This window comes from Gordonia lacunae (assembly GCF_002149015.1).
GTDB classification, from domain to species: Bacteria; Actinomycetota; Actinomycetes; order Mycobacteriales; family Mycobacteriaceae; genus Gordonia; species Gordonia lacunae.
Map to the genome: position 1 here is coordinate 34,639 of NZ_NGFO01000002.1, position 19,523 is coordinate 54,161.

The following is a 19,523-nucleotide window of genomic DNA, read 5'->3' on the forward strand; positions in this document are numbered from 1 at the left end:
CGGGCGGCCGTCGGTGATCGACTCCGGAGCCGTCGCGGAAGCTGCATTCCGCCTATGGCGTGAGAAGGGATTCGCCGACACGAGCTGGGCCGACCTGGCCGAGGCCACCGGGGTGAGCGCGCGAACGCTGCTGCGCCACTTCCCCACCAAGGCCGACATCGCCTGGATCGGCGTCGCGCACGCCACCGACCGGTTGCGAGATGCTCTCGAGAAAACTTCTGCTGCAGACTCCCTCGCCGATGCGATCCGCGCCGGCGTCGTCAGTTCGGTGTCGCATCACCCCCGCGTGCAGCGCGTCAATCCGGCCTGGTTACGGCTGATCGCCGACGAGCCAGAGCTCGTCGCGATGGCACCCCGCGCCTATCGCCCCTGGATCGACGAGTTGGCTGCCTTCATCGGCCGGCGGGTGCCGCACGCTCCGCCCGCGATCTGCCGCGCACTGGCGTCGACATACCAGGCCGCCGCGTTCGCCGCTCTCACCGAATGGGCCGATTCCGGCGCGATCGGGGACTCCGCGGACGCGGTCGACGCGATGCTCGGCTGGATCGACATCCGGATCCCGGAAACCCCCACCCGCACCTGAGGTCCCATCTCACACGAGGCCACCCGGTCCACATCCCCCGTCACAACCGGTCCGGCACCGGTTGTGCACGGTCCCCTGTCATCTCATCCGCAGTCCCGGCCCCGGCCCAGCCCACCGAATCAAGGAGTCCCGATGCCCGACATCGCATCCCCCGTTCCCGCGACGACCACACCGAATCCACTGGCACCGGCCCGACTGGGTCCGGTGTCGATGCGCAACCGCATCATCAAGTCGGCGACCTTCGAAGGTGTCACCCGCAATGCGCTGGTGACAGACGAACTCGTCGACTTCCATGTGGCCGTCGGCACGGGCGGCGTCGGGATGACCACCGTCGCGTACCTCGCCGTCGCACCGGAAGGGCGCACCGAGCGCGATCAGATCTACTGGCGGCCGGAGGCCCTGCCGGGTTTACGGCGGCTGACCGAGGCGGTGCACGCCACCGGCTCCAAGGTATCGGCCCAGATCGGGCACGCAGGGCCGGTGGCCAACTCGCGGTCCAACGGACTGCCATCCATCGCCCCGTCGGCCCGACCGAACCCGCTGGCGATGGGATTCGACCGTGCCGCCACCGAGGACGACATCGTCCGGGTCATCAAGGCGCACGGGGACGCCGCACGCATGGCGAAGGACGTCGGCTTCGACGCGATCGAGATCCATCTCGGCCACAACTACCTCGCGAGTTCTTTCCTCAGCCCGAACATCAACAGGCGCAGGGATTCGTGGGGTGGTTCGCTGTCCAATCGCGCGCAGTTCGCCCGCCGGATCGTCGCCGAGGTCGGCGACGCGGCCGCCGGAGAGGTCGCCGTCATCGCCAAGATGAACATGGCCGACGGCGTTCCGGGCGGGCTGTGGCTCGACGAATCACTCCGATTCGCCCAGATGCTCGAGGCGGATGGACATCTCGACGCGATCGAATTGACCGGCGGATCGTCTCTGCTGGACCCGATGTATCTCTTCCGGGGCGACGTACCGATCCGAGCGATGGCCGAGACACAGTCGGGCATCGTCAAACTCGGCATGAAGATGTTCGGCCGCTTCGTCTTCAAGCAGTACCCCTATCAACCGCTCTACTTCCGCGATCACGCGCGGCAGTTCCGCGAGGCACTGACCATGCCTCTCGTGCTCCTCGGCGGGGTCACCGATCATGACGGCATGACCACCGCGATGCGCGACGGCTTCGAGTACGTGGCCATGGCGCGCGCACTGTTGCGTGAGCCCGACCTGATCAACCGCATCCAGAAGGATCTGGCGACGACCTCGCTGTGCATCCACTGCAACCTGTGCACGGCGAGCATCTTCACCGGCACCAGATGTCCGCTGGTGGTCGACGCGAGGGCGTGAACCCGGCCGCAGCCGGCGTCGATTCTGTGCAGCACTTTCGTGAGCCGTTTCACATCGGCTACGCTCTGTGGCACAATTCCTAATAGAAATAGCCACGTCAGGGCGATGCAGCCCGGAAACAGGAGCGACGTTATGTCCATCCCGAACGAGATCGCCGACGACGCCCCGTCAGCCCCGAGCGCAATTCTCGATCGGCTGTCGCTCGTCCTCGACGCCTTCGACGGCCGGGACCGGCTGAGCCTCGCCGAGATCGTGCTCCGGACCGGCCTGCCGCGATCCTCGGCGCACCGGATGCTCGAGCGGCTCGTCGCCCTGCGGTGGCTGAGCCGAGACGGCCGCAGCTACAGCCTCGGTATCCGGCTCGTCGAACTGGGATCGCTGGCCGTTCACCAGGACCGTGTGCACGCCGCGTCGACCGAACACCTGCACCAGCTGTATCGGACGACCGGCATGGTCGTGCACCTGGCCGTCCTGGACGGTGACGATGTCGTCTACCTGGACAAGATCGGCGGCCGGCTGGCGCCCCTCGTGCCCACCCGGATCGGGGGTCGCCGGGACGCACGCCGATCGGCGCTGGGACGGGCATTGCTCGCCTACACCGGGCACCGGATGCCCGGCGCCGATCTGATACTCGAGCATGGAATCGCTTTCGAGCGCAACGAATCCGTCAGCGGGTTCGGTTGTATAGCCGCGCCGATCGGACCGATCGGCGAGGCGACCACGGCAGTCTCGGTGTGTGGGCCCCTGCGCGATCTGACCTTCGATTCGACGATGATCACCCCGGTGCGCCTGACCGCCGGCGCCATCTGGCGCAGCATGTGCGACGGAACCCGGGTCACCCCTACCCTGCAGCGCCGCAACCTGATGCGGTCATTGCCCACCGCGGCGCGAGTACTCGCCGAGGGGTGACCGTGTCGCCAACTCGGGGCGCGACCCGTCAGCCGGGCTGTCCGGGGTCGGTCGTTGTCGAGTCGGCGGGGACGTCACGCCACGCGCCGGGATTCCGCGGGATGGGCAGTCCCCGATCGTCGTGGTCGGCGGCCGACTCGAACCGCGCGGCGGCGGAGTCGATCTCCGCCAACAACTCTTGCGCGAGCTCGATCTCGGACTGGTAATAGCGCTGCGCCCACCGCAGGCTCATCTGGGAGAAAGCCCAGCCCGGTTCTGCCTCGGAGTGTTCGGCGTGCAGAGCAGCCCGGTCCGCGGTCTCGCGGAGGTTCGCGATGTGGGCACGCACAACATGTTTGAGTTCCTCGGGTGTCTGCAGATGACCCATGTACAGACGCAACATCACCCCGTGTTTCAGCACGGGGATCTCGACGTCGGCCGAGCGAGACCAGCTGCGCAGCGCCTCGAGACCGGTGTCGGTGATGCCGTAGACGCGCCGTCCCCGGACACCTTCGTCGGACACCTTCCGCGACACGACCAGCGACTGGTCCTCGAGCTTCTTCAGTTCGGCGTACACCTGGCTCACCGACGGGCTCCAGTAGAAGAAGCCGATGCTCCAGTCCGCCCACTTCTTGAGATCATTGCCGGTCAATTCCTCGCCGAACGACAACATGCCCAGCACCGCCCAGCTCGTCGCCGGCAGGTTCGGATGGAGATCGTCGCTCACCAGGCGAGACTATCAACGGGCCGCCCGTGACCAGGCGTCTGCTTTCCCGGCCATCGGGAGCGCAGCGCACCCGATCCGCTCACCTCCCGGCCACCGGGAAACAGACCGGCAGGTCGTCCACCAGCCCGATACCGTGATCGTCCATGAGCGACCGAACCATCTTCGTCGTCGATCAGGTCCTCCTCGAACCCGGTGCGGCGCGGGACTTCGTCGCCGCCTATCTCGATGTGTACGCACCAGCCGCCGCGCGCCGAGGCCTCACCCTGGACCGGGTTGTCATCAGCCCGCCGGTCTGGCTCGACGACGCCAGCAACACCGTGACCGCCACCTGGTCGGTCGAAGGAGCGCGTGGCTGGTGGCAGGCCATGGTCGCCGCCCGGCACGACCCGACCCCCGCGCAGTGGTGGACCGACATGGCCCCCTTCATCGTCGAACGGTCGCGGTCGATGGCGGCGGATGTCGCTGACGTGGAGGGACTCTGCGATGTATGAGATCACCCGATTGCTCCATCTGAAAGACCCCGGCGATGCCCATGCGCTCGACGAGGTCGTCGAGCGAATGACCTCGGCCGCCTCCGCAACAGGTGCGCGCCGGACCCTTGTGTCGCCGACGCTGCCCGGAGTCCGCAACGGCGGCGACCTCGTCGTCCACCTGCAGTTCGATTCCGAGGAGCAGTGGCGGCGCACTCGCGCCGGTGTCGACAGCGCGACCTCGGGCGTGGCTGTCGCTCACGTCAACTCGGTCGAGTACCACGGCGCGAACACCCGCCTGACCGGGGATTCGGGCCGACGGCACCGCACAGGCCACGGAATCGTCTATCGCGCTCTGCTCCTGCGCGTCGACGAGAAGGCGTCGGATCACCAGATCGACGAATTCGAACGTGCACTGCTGCGCATGCCGCGGTACATCACCTCGATGCAGGCGTGGCAGCTCAGCCACGTCGCCGAGGCGGGCGGTGACTCGCGGTGGACGCACGTCTGGGAGCAGGAATTCGCCGGCATCGACGGCCTGCTCGGCGAATACATGGACCACCCGATCCACTGGGCGACGGTGGACCCGTACTTCGACCCCGAGAATCCGCTGTGCATCGTGCGAGAGCGGGTCTGCCACAGCTTCTGCATCGTCGGCGAACCCATGGTGGCGACAACCGAGCTGGCGGGTTCGATGGATTCCGCGCGGTAGGACATCGAGACGAGCGCCGGCCCACGAGATTCTCCCGCGGGCCGCCGGTCGTCCGCCCCCCGCGACCTCAGCGCCTCAGAAACGCGAGAACCGCCGACTCCCAGGCCTTCTGCTGCTCGATCATGACCCAGTGTCCGCAGTTGGGGAAGATGTGGACCTCGCCGAACGGCAGGGTCCGCATCGGGATGATCGACATGTCCACGGGGCTCACCCGATCGTCGCGCCCCCAGGTGATCAGGGTCGGCACCTGGAGCTTGCGCAGGTTCGCCCAGCCGGGTGTCGCGTCGGAGGTCCGCATCGCATCGGACATCCGTCGTAAGGCTGCCGAGCCGTACATCGCGCGCGAGCTGGCCAGCGTGTCCGGATCCGTCGCCTGACCCCATCGCTCCTCGATCATCTCCTCGGTGATCAGCGATCGGTCGTAGACCATCGAATTGAGCCAGGCGACCAACGATTCTCGGGTCGGGTTCTCGACGAACTCGCTGAGACGGATGATGCCCTCCCCCGGCTGCGGGCCGTAGAGATTGGTCCCGGCGCCACCGACGGTCACCAGCCGCTCGACGCGATCCGGAGCGTTCAGCGCGAAGTCGGTGGCGATGAACCCGCCCATGGAGTTGCCGATCAGGCGGACGCGCTCGAGGCCCATTCCGTCGAGAAAGGCCGTGACCGCGGTCTGCGCGGACATCATCGGATGGGGCTCCCCGAAGCTGTCGCTGACCCCGAAGCCCGGTAACTCCAGCACGAACGTCCGGAAGTGGGCCGCGAGCGCGGGGAGGTTTCCGCGGAAATTGCGCCAGCCGGTGACTCCGGGACCCGACCCATGGAGAAGGACCAACGGCGGGCCGTCGCCGGCCTCGCGGTAGCGCAACACACCGTGTTCGGTGGGCAATTCGAGGAGCTCTGGCGTGGTCCGGGGGTCTGCGCTCTCGGTGTCTGAGATGTGGGTATCCGGGGTTCGGGTGTCTCCGTTGATCGTCATCTCACGAGCGTGCCACCGTCACCGCGAGACGACCGACGCCGTTCCCGTTCACCGGCACACGCGGGACCGGTCTCTCCGCGCGGCGTCGAGGACGACGCCGGACCTCAGTGCAACCGCGGGAGCTGCTCTGCTGTAGGAAGTTCCAGCACGGACTCGGTCAGTTCGTGATCGGCGACGGCCTCATCGATCGTTCGGCGCAACTGCTCACACCGGCGCGAGTGCGAGCCGAAGACATCGGCATCGGCAAGCGCGGCGATGAAGGGACATTCGCGCGAGTCGAAGGTCCATTCGATGGATGTATGTGCCGCGCTGAACTTCTCGACGCGCACGACCCGGCCGCAACCCCTGCAGTCCAACGGTGTCATCGTCACGGTGTTCTCCCCTCTTCCCGCTCAACCCGCCCGTGCCGCGGACAGGCGCCCGTACCGGCCGCGGAAGAACAGCAGCGGCGCCTGGTCGGTGGCGTGCAGGTGACGAACTCTCGCCACCACGATCGTGTGATCGCCCGCCTGGTGTTCGTCCTCGATCTCCGCTTCGACCCAGGCCACGGTTCCGGTCAGCACGGGCGCGCCAGACGGTGACGGGTCCCAGCTCAGGCCGCGGAATTTCTCGGTCCCACGCGCCGCCATCTGACGACAGATGTGCTCCTGCGCCTCCGCGAGGATGTTGATGGTGAACCGTCCGGATGCGCGGACCAGCGGCCACGATGAGCTCGTCTGCGCGACGCAGAAGGCGACCAGTGGCGGGTCCAACGAGACGGAGGTGAACGAATTGGCGGCCAGGCCGGTGGGTTCCCCGGTCTCGGGGTGCACGCCCGTCACCGCGACGACACCGGTCGCGAAATGGCCGAGCACCTGACGCATGAGTTGCCCGTCGACCTCCGGCAGGCCCGCGCCGCCGTCGGTGTCCGTGCGCACCGCCTGATCCGGAACTGATGCCATCACACCCATCTCCTCGTGTCGACACCGATGTGAGGGCGACCATAGTTGCCGTGATCCTCTCGCGCGTCCCGGTTCCCGTTGGCCGGGACGAACCCCCGAGTCGCGAGGGCGGCTCGCCATCCGGCCCCATCCCACTGATCAGGAACACGGCTTGGTACGGCCTGGCGCGCCCTCGTAGCTTTGCCGGGAATCCTCCCCTCCGGAGGGCCGGACCCTGGTGCGCAGAAGTGTTGCGCATCAGGGGAACAACACCAGCAACTGAACAATCACGTGGTCGGGACCGAGAGGAAACAATGGGAACGCTCGATGGCAAAGTAGCCTTCATCACCGGTGCCGCACGGGGCCAGGGCCGCAGTCACGCGATCAAGCTCGCGAGTGAGGGGGCCGACATCATCGCGCTCGACCTCTGCGCGCAGATCCCGACAGTCGAGTACGCGATGTCGACGCCGGACGACCTCGACATCACGATCAAGGAGGTCGAGGCGCTCGGCAGCAAGATCGTGGCATCCCAAGGCGATGTCCGCGATCCCGAGGCGGTGTCGTCGGCCCTCGCACGCGGTGAGGAGACACTCGGCCGACGTGTCGACATCGTGCTCGCCAACGCCGGCATCATGCCCCTGGGCGTGAACGTGAACACCCATGAGGCATTCCTCGACGTGATCGACGTCAACCTCACCGGTGTCCACAACACTGTCGACGCGGCCGTGCCCAGCCTGCTGGAGAATCAGGGCGGGTCGATCGTCATCACCAGCTCCAGCCAGGGCCTCAAGGGCACCGGCGGCATGGGTGGGGTGAACGCGGCCTACACCGCCGCCAAACACGGCGTGGTCGGTCTGATGCGCAACTACGCCAATTGGCTGGGCCCGCAGAACATCCGGGTCAACACGATCCATCCCACGGGTGTGGCCACCCCGATGATCCAGAATCCGATCATCGAACAGTTCTACAGCGACCCGAACGCCGACTTCGACGCGGTCCGCAACATCATGCCGGTGCCGTTCATCGATCCGATCGACGTGTCCAATGCGATCGCCTTCCTGGTCAGCGACGCCGGCAAGTACATCACCGGCGTGACCTTCCCCGTCGACGCGGGTTTCAACGCGCGCTGACCCCTCGCACACGAGCGAACGGCCCCGATGACCTGGTCATCGGGGCCGTTCGCGGTGCTCGGTTGTCAGGGAGCGGCTTTCGCCGGCGCCGGCAACCGGCCGGCGGCGGCAAGTGCGGCGATGTATCCGTAGACGAGCCCCTGGCCGATCGTCGCACCCGCACCGGGATAGGTGGCGCCGAATGCGTTGGCGGCCGAGTTGCCGATGGCGTACAGACCGTCGATCACCGAGCCGTCCTCGCGCAGCACACGCGCCCGATCGTCGGCACGCAAGCCGCCACAGGTCCCCAGGTCGCTCAGCACGACCCGGACCGCGTAGAGCGACTTCCGCTGTAGAGCACGCAGATTGGGGTTCGGCGTGACAGTCGGGTCGCCGTAGTAGCGGTCGTACGCGCTTCCACCCCGGCCGAACGCGTGGTCGACCCCCACCTCGGCGGCGGCGTTGAACGAATCGAAGGTGTCCACGAAGCGGGACTCGTCGACCCCCATGCGAAGCGCCAGGTCGCGCGGATCGTCGGCAGCGACCGCGATCCCCTCGTCGTACCACTTCTGAGGCAGCGGTTGCCGCGGGAACAAGCCGCCCGCCATGACATAGCTGTTCCGGTACTTCTGGTCGAAGACGAGCCACATGTCCCCGACCGAGTCCCCCGCGTGTTCGCGTTCGAGCACCCGCTGTCCGAAACTCATGTAGTCCACTGCTTCGTTGATGAACCGGCGGCCCGAGGAGTCCACGATGAACGAACCCGGCAGGGACCGTTCGGCGAGCAGGACCGAGGGCGAGTCACCCGGGACTGCCGCCACGGCGGGGAACCACCACGACTGGTCCATCGAGGCCAGCCCGGCGCCGAGTTCCTGACCGATCTTGATGGCGTCGCCGGTGTTCGTCGTGGCGCCGAGGCTGATCCCGTCGATCAACTGCTCGGACTGGAACTTGTGGCGCATCTCCATGTCATGGTCGAATCCACCGGCGGCGAGGACCACGCCCTTACGGGCCTGCACGACGGTCTCGACACCGTTGCGCCGCACCACTACACCCGTCACCCGGCCCTCGTCGGAGAGCAGCCGAATCATCGGCGAGTCGGTCCACACCGGTATCCCGGCACGTACGACTCCGGCGAACAGGCCCGCGGCGAGGGCTTGACCGCCGGCGACGTACTCCCGCTTCAGGGCGAGTCCGCCGACGCCGATCGAGAGCGCTTTGGCGACCCGCCACACCGCCTTGCGCGGCACTCTCGTCAGCAGGTTGAGCCATTTGTAGTCGGCACCGGTGACGGGCATGGGCAGCGGCGCTTCCATCAGACCGGGACGCAATCGCGGTCGCTCGGACCCGAGCTGCGCCGCATCGAACGGCTTGCACTCGCAGGTCCGTCCGACCGCGGAGCCACCCGGCAACTCCGGGTGGTAGTCCGAGTAACCCGGTGCCCACATGAACTTCATGGGCGTGGTCCGCGAGAGCATTTCGACCGTCGCCGAACCATGGTCGAGGAAGGCGGCGCCGCGCTCACGGGGCGCGGTGTCGGCGACGACCGAGGCCAGATAGGTCGCCGCGACCTCGGTCGTGTCCTCGGGCTGCTCACTCGCGAGCACCGGGTTGCCGGGAATCCAGAACGCCCCGCCGGAGCGGGCGGTCGAACCACCCACGTACTCCGACTTCTCGACGATCAGGGTGCTCAGCCCCACCTCGTGCGCCGCAAGTGCGGCGGCCATCCCGGTACCGGCACCGATGACCACGAGGTCGACGGTGTGTGTGGAAGGTGCGCTCATCGGGCCACCTCCGCGGGCGTGCCGGTGCCGGAGACGAAGGTCATGTCCTCGGCATCCGGTTCCCGCATCATCGTCCAGTAGTCGACGAGGCGCCACGGGCACGGCACGATGGCACGTCCGCTGCTGTTGCGGTAGTAGCTGTTGACCGGTCCACCGGTGTGCACCCAGACCGTCTCGTCGAGGGCTTTGTCGACTTCGGCGTTGTACTCGTCGAGCACTTCCGGCCGCACGTCCATGGAGGCGTGGTCGTGCTCCAGCAGATACTGCAGGCACTCCACCACGTAGTGGACCTGTTCCTCGCTCGTGATGTTGTGTCCGGCACCGTGATTCGGTGCCGAGTTCGGACCCGAGGTCACGAAGAGGTTCGGGAAGCCGGACACCTGCACACCCTTGTACGCGCGCGGATCCTCACCGCCCTTCCAGACGTCCGCCAGTTTCTGGCCGTCCCGACCGACGATGTCGATCGTCGTCGTGAAATCGAGCGTGAAACCGGTGGCCAAGATGATCACATCGGCCGGGATGAACTCGCCCGTGGTGGTGTGCACACCGTCGGGGGTCACCCGCTCGAACGAGGCCCGGTGCAGCGAGACGTGGTCTCTCCTCAGCGCGGCGTAGAAACCGGGATCCTTGACGATCCGCTTGGCGTAGGGGCGGAAGTCCGGCGTCAACTTCTCGATGAGGTCGGGACGGTCCGGAAAGCTGTCCCGGAGATACTTCTGGGCGTTCTTCAGGACCATGTCGTTCTCGGCGGACGCGGAGAAGTGGCTGGCCGCCCACTCGGGGTCGACGCGCGGCAAGCGGTAGAGGTTGTCGGAGGCGAACCAGTAGGAACGCAGGCGGAACCATTGGTTGTAGAACGGGAGGTGTTCGAGCGCCCAGCGCTGTCCGGCCGGAACGTCGTGGACGACGGTGCGCTCGGGGACGATCCAGTGCGGGGTGCGGACGACCACGTCGAGGGCCGACACCTTGTCGACGATGCTCGCCACGACCTGGACCGACGTGCAACCGGTTCCCAGGACGACGACCCGCTTGCCGGTGACATCGACGTCGGCGTCCCACTCGGCGGTGTGGACGACGCGACCGCCGAAAGTGTCCAGGCCCGGGACGTCGGGGATGTTGGCAGAGTTCAGCATCCCCAGCGCCGAGATCACGGCCTTGGCACGGTGATGCTCGACGGCGCCGGAGCGGTCGCGTGTCACGACGTCCCAGATCTGGTCCTTCTCGGACCACGTCATGGACTGTACGGCGGTCTCGAGCCGGATGTGTTCGCGGAGCTCGTGCTTGGCGACCACGTCGAGCAGGTACTTCTGGTATTCGGGGCCTGTCGGGTAGTACCGGGACCAGTTCGGGTTCAATTCGAACGAATAGGAGTAGTAGTGGCTCGGCGTGTCGACAGCCGCGCCCGGATAGGTGTTCCGGGTCCAGGTGCCGCCGATCTCGTCGCGGGATTCGAACACCGTGTAGGAGAACCCCGCCTGGCCCAACTTGATAGCGGCGTTGATACCGGTGATACCGGCACCGATGACGATCACCTCGAAGTCGGCCGGCGGCGGGACGGTCACCGGCACGTGCCGCTCGTCGGTGACGAAACCGGCCTGTTCACGCAGCAGCGGGATGAACTCCTCGTCGACCTCTTGCGAGGTGGCCACCCGGGCCATCGCGGCGAACAGGTCGGGCGCGGGCACCTCGAGCTGCGTCGCGAGATCGGAGCCGGTGAGGATCTCCAGCGCCCGAGCCCGGATGTCGTCGGCCACGTCCTGCGGATACTGCCCGGCGGGCAGGGCATTCGGCGACGGAGTGCCGTAGTGCGTCCCGGGGCGGGAGTATTCGAGCCGGGAGCCGAATTCGTCGAGAAGTGCGGTGTCGCCGGTGAGATGCACGAGCGACATGAGCAGTGGCGCGGGATCACACTCCGCGAGCACATCGCGGAGCGAATCCGGATCGATTCGTGCGCCCGCGGGGTCGATTCCGCCGAGTTCGACTTCGGCAGAGATGGTGTCGGTCATGGTTTGCCTTCCGGGAGCGGCACACCCATGCGGGTGAGCATGTCTCGTGGGTCTGATGGTGGGCGAAGGTCCAGGAGCTGGCGGCCACGACGATGCGCGGCGGCCGTGCACATCTCGTCGTCGGAGTGAATCCAGAACTCACCCTCGGCGATCTGCTCGATCATGTGCCCGGCGGCGTCGAGCGGATCGAGCCCCTTGGTCACGTTGTCGCGCTGCATGGCGTCGAAGACCGCGTTGGCGGTCGGATTGTCGGTCGGCGCCTCCCGCTGGGCCGCGAGGAAGATCTGGCTGCGGACCGAGTGCGGGATGATCGCGCTGACCTGGATCGGGGCTCCCACGATCGACAGATCCTGGTGGAGGCACTCGGTCATCGCGAGCACCGCATGTTTGCTCACGATGTAGGGGCCCTGCACCGCAACCGCATTGAGCCCGCCGACCGAGGACATGTTGGCGATACACGCCGGTGATCCCGCCTCGATCATCCGGGGTACGAAGGAACGGAGGCAGTAGAACACGCCGTCGACGTTGATCTGCATGAGGCGTCGCCATCGTGCTTCGTCGATCTCCCAGAGCAGTCCGGCCGATTCGATCCCCGCGTTGTTGATGAGCAGTTCGACGCTGCCGTGCCGGTCGAAGACCGCCTCGGCGAGTGCCTCGACCTCGTCGGCGCGGCTGACGTCGACGCCCTGCCCGTCGGCCCGCCCTCCGCCCGCGGAGATGTCGGCGGCGACCGCGGCAGCGCGATCGGCGTCGATGTCCGCGACCACGACGGTCATCCCGAGAGATGCCAGCCGGCGCGCGAGTCCCTCGCCGATACCCGCGGCCGCTCCGGTGACCACCGCCGTACCAGTCGAGAAACGTTCTTGTGCAACAGCACCCATCGTCGTGCTCATTCCTCTGTCAGAGCCCGGTGGGGCGGATGTTGGGGTTGCTCCACGACGGCGGCTCGCGGCGCGGCAGCTCGTCGCGCCCGTCCAGCGTGCGGACGACAGTGTCGGTCACCCACGGGTAGTGGAGGCTGAACGCGATCAACCCGGTTCGTTCCGCCGCCGGTGCCGTACACATCTCCAGCACGGTCTGCGCGAGGTATTCGACGGGTTCGGTCTCGTAACCGTCGGGGAGCAATGCCGCCGCACCGGGCGTCCGGATGGCTGTCGACGGACCGACGGCATTGACCGCGATGTTGTCGTCGAGCAATTCAGCGGCGAGTCCCTGGGTGAACCGGTGCTGTGCCGCCTTCGTCGCGGCGTAGATGACGTCGCCGGAGGTCTTGTTGTATTCGCGGAAAGGGCGGATCGGGCTCAGGCCGGTCGAGGACCCGATGTTGACGATCCAGCCGGCGCCGTTCTTCCGCATGTGAGGTATCGCCCTCTGCGACAACAGGAACGGCACCTTCAGGTAGTGCTCGACAGTGCGGTCGAACGTCTCCTCCCCCATCGTCTCGACAGGGCTGTAGTCGGCGAACCCCGCATTGTTCACCAGGATGTCGATGCCGCCGGCGGCCTCGGCCACGGCCTCGACGAGGCCGTCGCGATCGACCGGATTCTCCAGGTCGGCCGGGATCGCGATCGCGATGCCGCCCGCTTCCTCGATCGCCTGGACGGTTTCGGCCAGTGACCCGGCGAGCAGGTGGTTCTCACCGTTGCGTACCGATGGTGACGGATCGGCCGACCGCGCCGTGACGACCACCGTCGCCCCTTCCGCTGCAAGGCGGCACGCGATCCCGCGCCCGATGCCGCGACTGCTGCCGGTGACCAGGGCGACCTTGCCCCTCAGCCGGCCCGCCACCTGTTGTGTCATGACCACTTCTCCGCACTTTCTGTGTTCTGCTTCACATCCCGCACCATGCTCGACGGTCCGCCGCGGGGGCGGGCCGTGCCGGTCCACTCAATGGGAAGCCGGATTCACTGCGTCGGCGCGAGGACGTCGCGCATCATCTGCCAGACCTTCTCCCGCGCAGGAGGCGTCAGCGACAACTGGGGAAAGGTCAAGAACCCGTGGAACAATCCGTCGAACCGGTGCTCGATGACCGGGACACCGGCCGCGCGCAGGCGGTGCGCATAGTCCTCCCCGGCCGAGCACGGGGGATCGAGTTCGGCCGTCGCCACCACCGCCGCCGGCAGCCCGGCGAGCGACGTCGCGCGCGTCGGAATGATCCGGGCGCTGTCACGCCCATTCGGCGCGTACTGATCCCAGTACCATCGCATCGCCTTGGTGCTGTTGTAGTAACCGACTCCGTACCGCCGATACGACTCGGTCTCGAGGTCGTCGTCGATGACCGGGTAGAGCAGGACCTGGGCGATGATCGCCGGACCGCTCCGGTCGCGCGCGGCGATGCTTGCGGTGGCGGCCAGGTTGCCGCCGGCGCTGTCACCGGCGACCGCGATCCGGGCGGGATCTCCGCCATAACCGGCGATGTTCTCGGCCGTCCAGCAGATCGCCCGGTACATGTCCTCCATCGCCGCCGGCGCCGGGTTCTCCGGCGCCAGACGGTAATCGACCGACACCACGACGGCGCCGACCTCGGCCGCCATCGCCCGGCAGAACTCGTCGTGACTGTCGAGATCGCAGAACACGAAGCCACCACCATGCGCGAACACCACGACCGGCCGGGCATCACCTCGACGATCCCCGGAATGACTGTGTGGCACGTAAATCCGCACTCCGAGTCGGCTGCCGTCGGGTCCGTCGATCGCGATGTCACGGGCAACCGCCATGTCGGGCAGCCGCGACAACGGCGCCCGCCGGGACACGATGATGTCACGAAGTTCGGCGGGATCGTGTTCGGTCACGTCCGGGAACCCGGCCTCCAACGCCGACAGCATCGCCTCGACGTCGGGGTGCAGATCGCTTCTGCGTTCAGACATGCTGCAGCCCCTTTCTTCTCACGAGATCGCGAAGCCCTTGTAACCGGCCTCCGCGACTTCGGCGCAGATCTTCCCGTAGTTGCCGAATCCACCGATGTAGGGCATGAACACGCGAGGCTTGCCCTCGATGTTCGCGCCCATGTACCACGAGTTCGCGGTGGGGAAGAGCGTGCCGGCAGCCTTGGCGTTACACTCCGCGACCCAACTGTCGACGGCTTCCCTCTCCGCCTCGATCGTCGCCGCGTTGTGTCCATCGACATGGGCGATGCACGCCGCGATCCAGTCGATGTGTTGCTCGGCGCCGAGCACCATGTTCGCCAGCACGCTCGGGCTTCCGGCGCCGGTCACGAAGAACATGTTCGGGAACCCGTTGACGGCGAGCCCGAGGTAGGTGCGCGGCCCGGCCGACCACTCCTCGACCATCGTTCGCCCGGCCCGACCACGGATGTCGATGCGGGACAGCGAACCGGTCATGGCGTCGAACCCGGTGGCGTAGACGAGCATGTCGAGCGGGTACTCCTGATCGGTCGTGCGCACCCCACCGGGAGTGATCTCCTCGATCGGGGTGGCACGCAGGTTCACGAGGGTCACGTTGTCGCGGTTGAAGGTCTCGAAATAGCCGCTGTCGGTGACGATCCGCTTGGTCCCGATGGGGTGATCGGTCGGGATGAGCAAGTCGGCGACCGCCGGGTCCTTCACGATCTCCCGGATCTTCGCCTCGACGTACTCACGGGCGGTGTCGTTGGCCTCCCGGCTGATCGTCTGGTCGGGGAACGCCTTGGCGAACAGATAGCCGCCGCGGTGCCACCACTCGTCGTAGACGCGCTTGCGTTCGGCCTCGTCGACCTCCATCGCGCCCTTCGGGTACGGGGCGTTCGGGGTGCCGCCGCCACTCTCCCGGGACAATCGCCTGCGCTCGGCGTAGTTCGCCTTGACGTCGGCGATCATCTCCTCGGTGAGTGGCCGATTGCCGGCCGGGATCGAATAGTTCGGGCTGCGCTGGAAGACCACCACCTGCTTCGCCGTCTCGGCGATCACCGGGATCGACTGGATACCCGACGAGCCGGTGCCGATGACACCGACACGTTTGCCGGCGAAAACGACTTCATGGTGGGGCCATTCGCCGGTGTGGTAGTTCTCCCCTTCGAAGAGGTCTCGTCCGGGGATGTCGGGCCGGTTGGTCGCCGACAAGACCCCGGTCGCCATGATGACGAAGCGCGCCCTCGTGGTGACCCCGGTGTCGGTGGAGATCGTCCACCGGGCGGTGTCCTCGTCGTAGACGGTCGAGGTCACCCGAGTGAGGAAGTCGTAGTGCGTGCGCAGATCGAACCGGTCCGCGACGTGTTCGATGTAGCTCAGGATCTCGGACTGCGTGGCGAATCGTTCCGACCAGGTCCACTCCTGCTGCAGGTCGTCGTCGAACGAGTACGAATAGTCGATGCTCTCGACGTCACACCGCGCGCCCGGGTAACGATTGTGATACCACGTCCCGCCCACGCCCTCGGCCGACTCGAACCCGTGAACGCTCAGTCCCTGCGAGCGGAGTCTGTACACCGCATAGAGGCCGGAGAGTCCCGCACCGATGACCGCCACATCGTGGTCGAAGTCCCTGATCGTCACGATGTCACTTCCTCGTCCTGGGCCGCTGCCACTTCCTCGTCCTGGGCCGCCCTGCGTGCCGCCTCTTTCGCCTCGCGCGCCCACATCCACTCATGACCCCAGTAGCTGTCGGCCGTGATTTCCTCTGCGGTGTAGTAACTCTCGTCGACGAGTTTCCCGCCGGTGCCGTACTCGATGTCCCAGCCGCCCGGAACGCGGACGTAGAAGGACACCATCTTGTCGTTGGTGTGCCGCCCGAGGGTCGAGGACACCGGGAAGTCGCGCGACATCACCTGGTCGTAGGCTCGCCCGACGGCGTCGAGTTCGTCGACCTCCACCATGACGTGGATCAGACCGGGATCGCGGCCCTCGAGGCTCGGCATGATCGCGAGACTGTGGTGCCGCTGGTTGACACCGAGGAAGCGGATGCGCAGCGGGCCGGCGCCGGGAGGCGACGGCATCCGGAACGCGCCGCGCGGAAGGAAACCGAGCGTCTCGGAGTAGAACCGATAGGACGCGTCGAAGTTCGTGGTCGGCATGACAACGTGGCCGAGGCCCTGCTGACCGGTGATGAACCGCTGACCGTACTTCGTGATCACCGGGCTGTGATCGAGAGCGGGGCCGTAGAAGATCTCCAGCGGCGTTCCGCCCGGATCCTTCAGCGAGATACCACCTTCGATCTTGCGGGCATCACACAGGTCTTGCGACATCGCCACGTGCTCGACGCCCTCGGCCTCGAGGGTGGCCACCAGCCGCCGCAGGGCGAGATGGTCACGGACCTCCCAACCCACCGCGCTGACCCGATCGACGTCCGCACGCTCGACGGTGATCCGGGACGGGCGCTCGTCCATCCGGAAGTGCAACGCGTCGCCTTCGGGACCCGAACCGGGCGCGAAACCCAGTACGTCGTAACCCAGTTCACGCCAGCGGTCCATGTCGGTGGCCAGGACGCGCACGTATCCGAGACCCTTGATCTCTGTCATGTCGTTGTGCTCCTTCGGATTCGCCGGCTCAGATCATCACCCGCAGCGGACCCGCCGGGACGTCGACACCGAGCGAGGCCAATGCCGCCGCATGGTACGGGGTGCTGGTGACGTGGATCGCGTGGTGCAGACCCGCGTGGGCGTCGCGCCAGAATCGCTGGAGCGGGTTGTCCATCCGAAGCGCGTTCCCGCCCGAACGGTCGAATACCTCGTCGGCCGCCCGGACCGCACGCCAGGCCGAGCGGATCTGGTTGCGCCGCGCGGTGGCCCGGGTCTCGAAGTCGACCTCCTGGCCGGCGTCGACGAGATCCCAGATTCGGTCCACATTGCTCAACAACTGCTGGCGCGCCGCGTCGATCTCCGACGCCGCCTCGCCGAGCGCGTGCAGGACATACGGATCGTCCTTGATCCTGGTGCCGGCGGCCCCGACCCGTTCCCGCTGGTAGTCGACGCCCGCGGCGAGCACACCCTCGCAGATCCCGATGGTCGCCGAGGTGATGCCGAGCGGGAACATGGTCGACCACGGCATGCGGTACAGCGTCTCGGTGACCCCGTACTCCTTGGCCGCCACTCCGTCGATGACCTCCTGCGACTTCATCACCCGGTAGTCCGGGATGAAGGCGTCGGTCACCACGATGTCCTTGCTGCCGGTCCCGCGCAGACCGACGACATCCCACGAGCCGTCGATGATCTCGTAGTCCGACCGCGGCAGGATGACGTGGAGTCCGGTCGGAGGCATGAGGGGCTTGCCGTCGTCGCCACCCACCATGGCGCCGAGGAAGATCCAGTCACAATGGTCGGTTCCCGACGAGAACTGCCACCGGCCGGTCATGCGGTACCCACCCTGGACCGGGATCGCGACGCCGCCGGGCATGTACGGCGACGCCTGCCAGGTGTCGGAGTCGCCGCCGAGGACCTCGTCCTGGACCTTCGGATCGGCGAAGGCCAGCTGCCAGGGGTGCACACCGACGATGCCGCCGACCCAGCCCGCCGAGCCGTAGATGCTCCCCGTCTTCATCACGGTCTCGGCGAACTCGCGCGGGTGGGCTTCGTACCCGCCGTACTCCTTGCGCTGCAGGAGTCGGATGATCCCGGATCGTTTGAGGCCCTTGGCGACGTCATCGGACAGTCGGCCGAGTTTCTCCGATTCGTCGGCGCCGGACCGCAATTCGTCCGCGCTGTCGACGATCTTGTCGAGGACTTCATAGCTCATGGTGTTCTCCTGGTGGGATGTCAGGTCGACCGCGGGCGGTCAGGATGCCGAGTCGGCCGAGGCGGTTGTCAGATTCGGTGCGAGGGCACTTCGGCCGGCTGCGATGTTGGCATCGACCTCCGCCTGCCACGACTGCAGCGCGCGCTCGGTGTCGATCTCGTACTCGAAGCGGTTGACCATCTCCGGGGCCACGTCCTCGACGTCGACGTAGAACTGCTCGTACCAACGGCGGAGCTGATAGACCGGGCCGTCCTCCTCGCAGAGCAGCGGATTGTCGATCCGCGACTTGTTCTTCCAGATGTGCACGTCCTGCTCGAAGCCGATGGCGACACCCTTGGCCACCGCCTGGGCGATCTGCTCGGCCTGGTCGTCGGCGAGCCCGGCGGGCTTCTCGACGATGACGCCGTATTGGAGCCGAAACGACGTCGCCGAGATCGGGTAATGGCAGTTGATGAGGTAGATGTTCGGCGCTCCCTCGGGGTCGCGGCCGCCGCTCCACAGCTTGTCGATCATGTAGGACGGCCCGTGATACGTGGCGTCCGACTGGCTTTCGGTGCTGTAGTTCGTGCTCTGACTGACCCCCGCCGCATCCGGCCGGGGCCGTGTCCGCATCGACTGCGTCGCCGTGTGCCCCTCGAACACATTTCGGAAGTACGTCGGCATTCCGTAGTGGACGTAGAAGAAGTGGGCCATGTCCACGACGTTGTCGACGATCTCGCGACAGTGCGACCCGGTGACCTCGATCGAGTTCCACACCCAGTCCGTCCACCCGGGATCCCCGTACGTCGGGATCTCCGGGATCGCGAGTTCGGCGGGTGGCTTCCCGTTCTGGGGGTCATGCCAGACGAACAGCTGGCCGCTGACCTCGGCGGTGTGCCATGCCCGCGTCCGGGCGATCGGCGGCACTCGCTTGGCGTACGGGATGGCCGCGCACTTTCCGTCGCCCCGCCACCGCCAGTCGTGGAACGGGCAGGCGATGGTGTTGCCCTTGACAGTGCCCTGGGCCAGGTTTCCACCCATGTGCCGGCAGTACGCGTCGAGAACGTTGAGCGTGCCGTCTTCGCCTGCGAACACGACGAGTTCGGTGCCGAAGGCAGCGACCTGGTGGGGTTGGCCGTCAGCGAAATCGCGCACCAGCCCGAGGCAGTGCCAGCCGCGCGCGAATCGTTCCGGCGGTGCGCCGGCGTCGATGACCCTGACTTCGTCTCTGGTGTCGGTGGTGGAACTCACTGGGCCTCCTGATCGGATTCTGGCGACAGTCGTCGCTGCATCGCGTTGTGCTCAGCTTGGCAATCCCCGACTCATCTGTGACGTGTGTCTCCCACCGAATGGGAGACCGAAA

At 66.9% G+C, this 19,523-nt stretch carries 19 protein-coding genes; 6 read left to right on the plus strand and 13 right to left on the minus strand.

Annotation, left to right across the window (positions count from 1 at the left end):
* The first annotated feature begins 13 nt into the window (after positions 1 to 13).
* From CA982_RS01955 to CA982_RS01965, 3 genes are all read left to right on the plus strand, one after another.
* The gene (locus CA982_RS01955) at positions 14 to 583 is read left to right on the plus strand and encodes a TetR/AcrR family transcriptional regulator (RefSeq protein ID WP_244176093.1); all 570 of its coding nucleotides are present in this window, start codon (positions 14 to 16) and stop codon (positions 581 to 583) included.
* A 132-nt stretch (positions 584 to 715) separates the two neighbouring features.
* On the plus strand, positions 716 to 1,924 hold the full coding sequence (locus CA982_RS01960; RefSeq protein ID WP_086533671.1) for an NADH:flavin oxidoreductase: 1,209 nt from the start codon (positions 716 to 718) through the stop codon (positions 1,922 to 1,924).
* Between the two features lie 132 nt (positions 1,925 to 2,056).
* On the plus strand, positions 2,057 to 2,833 hold the full coding sequence (locus CA982_RS01965) for an IclR family transcriptional regulator (RefSeq protein ID WP_086533672.1): 777 nt from the start codon (positions 2,057 to 2,059) through the stop codon (positions 2,831 to 2,833).
* 28 nt (positions 2,834 to 2,861) lie between these two features.
* On the opposite strand, the gene CA982_RS01970 is transcribed toward CA982_RS01965, so the two are convergent.
* Positions 2,862 to 3,485 (minus strand): PadR family transcriptional regulator, encoded by a 624-nt coding sequence (locus CA982_RS01970; RefSeq protein WP_086533889.1) that lies wholly within the window; start codon positions 3,483 to 3,485, stop codon positions 2,862 to 2,864.
* Positions 3,486 to 3,682: 197 nt separating this feature from the next.
* Here CA982_RS01970 and CA982_RS01975 point away from each other — a divergent pair, with 197 nt between their 5' ends.
* Positions 3,683 to 4,030, plus strand: coding sequence for a hypothetical protein (locus CA982_RS01975; protein WP_086533673.1), 348 nt, complete (start codon positions 3,683 to 3,685; stop codon positions 4,028 to 4,030).
* On the plus strand, positions 4,023 to 4,721 hold the full coding sequence (locus CA982_RS01980; protein WP_086533674.1) for a Dabb family protein: 699 nt from the start codon (positions 4,023 to 4,025) through the stop codon (positions 4,719 to 4,721). Before CA982_RS01975 ends, CA982_RS01980 begins: the two co-directional genes overlap by 8 nt.
* 67 nt (positions 4,722 to 4,788) lie before the next feature.
* Here CA982_RS01980 and CA982_RS01985 read toward each other — a convergent pair whose 3' ends face one another.
* From CA982_RS01985 to CA982_RS01995, 3 genes are all read right to left on the minus strand, one after another.
* On the minus strand, positions 4,789 to 5,700 hold the full coding sequence (locus CA982_RS01985) for an alpha/beta fold hydrolase (protein WP_086533675.1): 912 nt from the start codon (positions 5,698 to 5,700) through the stop codon (positions 4,789 to 4,791).
* A 104-nt stretch (positions 5,701 to 5,804) separates the two neighbouring features.
* On the minus strand, positions 5,805 to 6,065 hold the full coding sequence (locus tag CA982_RS01990) for a hypothetical protein (RefSeq protein ID WP_244176110.1): 261 nt from the start codon (positions 6,063 to 6,065) through the stop codon (positions 5,805 to 5,807).
* A 27-nt stretch (positions 6,066 to 6,092) separates the two neighbouring features.
* Positions 6,093 to 6,641: a flavin reductase family protein gene (locus tag CA982_RS01995; RefSeq protein WP_086533890.1), complete on the minus strand. Its 549-nt coding sequence runs from the start codon at positions 6,639 to 6,641 to the stop codon at positions 6,093 to 6,095.
* Between the two features lie 293 nt (positions 6,642 to 6,934).
* On the opposite strand from CA982_RS01995, the gene CA982_RS02000 reads away from it, so the two are divergent.
* Entirely contained in the window at positions 6,935 to 7,750 is an 816-nt protein-coding gene (locus CA982_RS02000; RefSeq protein WP_086533677.1) for a mycofactocin-coupled SDR family oxidoreductase, read from the plus strand.
* 65 nt (positions 7,751 to 7,815) lie between these two features.
* On the opposite strand, the gene CA982_RS02005 is transcribed toward CA982_RS02000, so the two are convergent.
* From CA982_RS02005 to CA982_RS02045, 9 genes are all read right to left on the minus strand, one after another.
* Positions 7,816 to 9,513 carry a 3-ketosteroid-delta-1-dehydrogenase gene (locus tag CA982_RS02005; RefSeq protein ID WP_086533678.1) on the minus strand — a complete coding sequence of 566 codons (1,698 nt, stop codon included), beginning with the start codon at positions 9,511 to 9,513 and terminating at the stop codon, positions 7,816 to 7,818.
* Complete coding sequence (locus CA982_RS02010) at positions 9,510 to 11,519, minus strand: flavin-containing monooxygenase (protein WP_086533679.1); 2,010 nt, start codon at positions 11,517 to 11,519, stop codon at positions 9,510 to 9,512. Before CA982_RS02010 ends, CA982_RS02005 begins: the two co-directional genes overlap by 4 nt.
* Positions 11,516 to 12,400: an SDR family NAD(P)-dependent oxidoreductase gene (locus CA982_RS02015; protein WP_086533680.1), complete on the minus strand. Its 885-nt coding sequence runs from the start codon at positions 12,398 to 12,400 to the stop codon at positions 11,516 to 11,518. The genes CA982_RS02010 and CA982_RS02015 overlap by 4 nt, the downstream gene beginning before the upstream one ends.
* A gap of 19 nt (positions 12,401 to 12,419) precedes the next feature.
* Positions 12,420 to 13,319 carry an SDR family NAD(P)-dependent oxidoreductase gene (locus CA982_RS02020; protein WP_086533891.1) on the minus strand — a complete coding sequence of 300 codons (900 nt, stop codon included), beginning with the start codon at positions 13,317 to 13,319 and terminating at the stop codon, positions 12,420 to 12,422.
* Between the two features lie 104 nt (positions 13,320 to 13,423).
* On the minus strand, positions 13,424 to 14,386 hold the full coding sequence (locus CA982_RS02025) for an alpha/beta hydrolase (RefSeq protein ID WP_086533681.1): 963 nt from the start codon (positions 14,384 to 14,386) through the stop codon (positions 13,424 to 13,426).
* A gap of 18 nt (positions 14,387 to 14,404) precedes the next feature.
* Complete coding sequence (locus CA982_RS02030; protein WP_086533682.1) at positions 14,405 to 16,006, minus strand: flavin-containing monooxygenase; 1,602 nt, start codon at positions 16,004 to 16,006, stop codon at positions 14,405 to 14,407.
* Positions 16,003 to 16,968: a VOC family protein gene (locus CA982_RS02035; protein WP_086533683.1), complete on the minus strand. Its 966-nt coding sequence runs from the start codon at positions 16,966 to 16,968 to the stop codon at positions 16,003 to 16,005. The genes CA982_RS02030 and CA982_RS02035 overlap by 4 nt, the downstream gene beginning before the upstream one ends.
* A 28-nt stretch (positions 16,969 to 16,996) precedes the next feature.
* The gene (locus tag CA982_RS02040) at positions 16,997 to 18,181 is read right to left on the minus strand and encodes an acyl-CoA dehydrogenase family protein (protein WP_086533684.1); all 1,185 of its coding nucleotides are present in this window, start codon (positions 18,179 to 18,181) and stop codon (positions 16,997 to 16,999) included.
* A gap of 39 nt (positions 18,182 to 18,220) precedes the next feature.
* Positions 18,221 to 19,411, minus strand: a complete 1,191-nt coding sequence (locus CA982_RS02045; RefSeq protein WP_086533685.1) for a 3-ketosteroid-9-alpha-monooxygenase, oxygenase component — start codon at positions 19,409 to 19,411, stop codon at positions 18,221 to 18,223.
* Between the last annotated feature and the right edge of the window lie 112 nt (positions 19,412 to 19,523).

Excerpts from the sequence above, each read along its gene's own strand:
- CA982_RS02000 (WP_086533677.1), top strand. The coding sequence starts at position 6,935 with ATGGGAACGCTCGATGGCAAAGTAGCCTTCATCACCGGTGCCGCACGG.
- CA982_RS01990 (WP_244176110.1), bottom strand. The coding sequence starts at position 6,065 with ATGACACCGTTGGACTGCAGGGGTTGCGGCCGGGTCGTGCGCGTCGAG.
- CA982_RS01975 (WP_086533673.1), top strand. The coding sequence starts at position 3,683 with ATGAGCGACCGAACCATCTTCGTCGTCGATCAGGTCCTCCTCGAACCC.
- CA982_RS02015 (WP_086533680.1), bottom strand. The coding sequence starts at position 12,400 with ATGGGTGCTGTTGCACAAGAACGTTTCTCGACTGGTACGGCGGTGGTC.
- CA982_RS01985 (WP_086533675.1), bottom strand. The coding sequence starts at position 5,700 with ATGACGATCAACGGAGACACCCGAACCCCGGATACCCACATCTCAGAC.
- CA982_RS02020 (WP_086533891.1), bottom strand. The coding sequence starts at position 13,319 with ATGACACAACAGGTGGCGGGCCGGCTGAGGGGCAAGGTCGCCCTGGTC.
- CA982_RS02040 (WP_086533684.1), bottom strand. The coding sequence starts at position 18,181 with ATGAGCTATGAAGTCCTCGACAAGATCGTCGACAGCGCGGACGAATTG.
- CA982_RS01970 (WP_086533889.1), bottom strand. The coding sequence starts at position 3,485 with ATGTTGTCGTTCGGCGAGGAATTGACCGGCAATGATCTCAAGAAGTGG.
- CA982_RS01995 (WP_086533890.1), bottom strand. The coding sequence starts at position 6,641 with ATGGCATCAGTTCCGGATCAGGCGGTGCGCACGGACACCGACGGCGGC.
- CA982_RS02035 (WP_086533683.1), bottom strand. The coding sequence starts at position 16,968 with ATGACAGAGATCAAGGGTCTCGGATACGTGCGCGTCCTGGCCACCGAC.
- CA982_RS01960 (WP_086533671.1), top strand. The coding sequence starts at position 716 with ATGCCCGACATCGCATCCCCCGTTCCCGCGACGACCACACCGAATCCA.
- CA982_RS01965 (WP_086533672.1), top strand. The coding sequence starts at position 2,057 with ATGTCCATCCCGAACGAGATCGCCGACGACGCCCCGTCAGCCCCGAGC.
- CA982_RS02010 (WP_086533679.1), bottom strand. The coding sequence starts at position 11,519 with ATGACCGACACCATCTCTGCCGAAGTCGAACTCGGCGGAATCGACCCC.
- CA982_RS01980 (WP_086533674.1), top strand. The coding sequence starts at position 4,023 with ATGTATGAGATCACCCGATTGCTCCATCTGAAAGACCCCGGCGATGCC.
- CA982_RS02005 (WP_086533678.1), bottom strand. The coding sequence starts at position 9,513 with ATGAGCGCACCTTCCACACACACCGTCGACCTCGTGGTCATCGGTGCC.
- CA982_RS02025 (WP_086533681.1), bottom strand. The coding sequence starts at position 14,386 with ATGTCTGAACGCAGAAGCGATCTGCACCCCGACGTCGAGGCGATGCTG.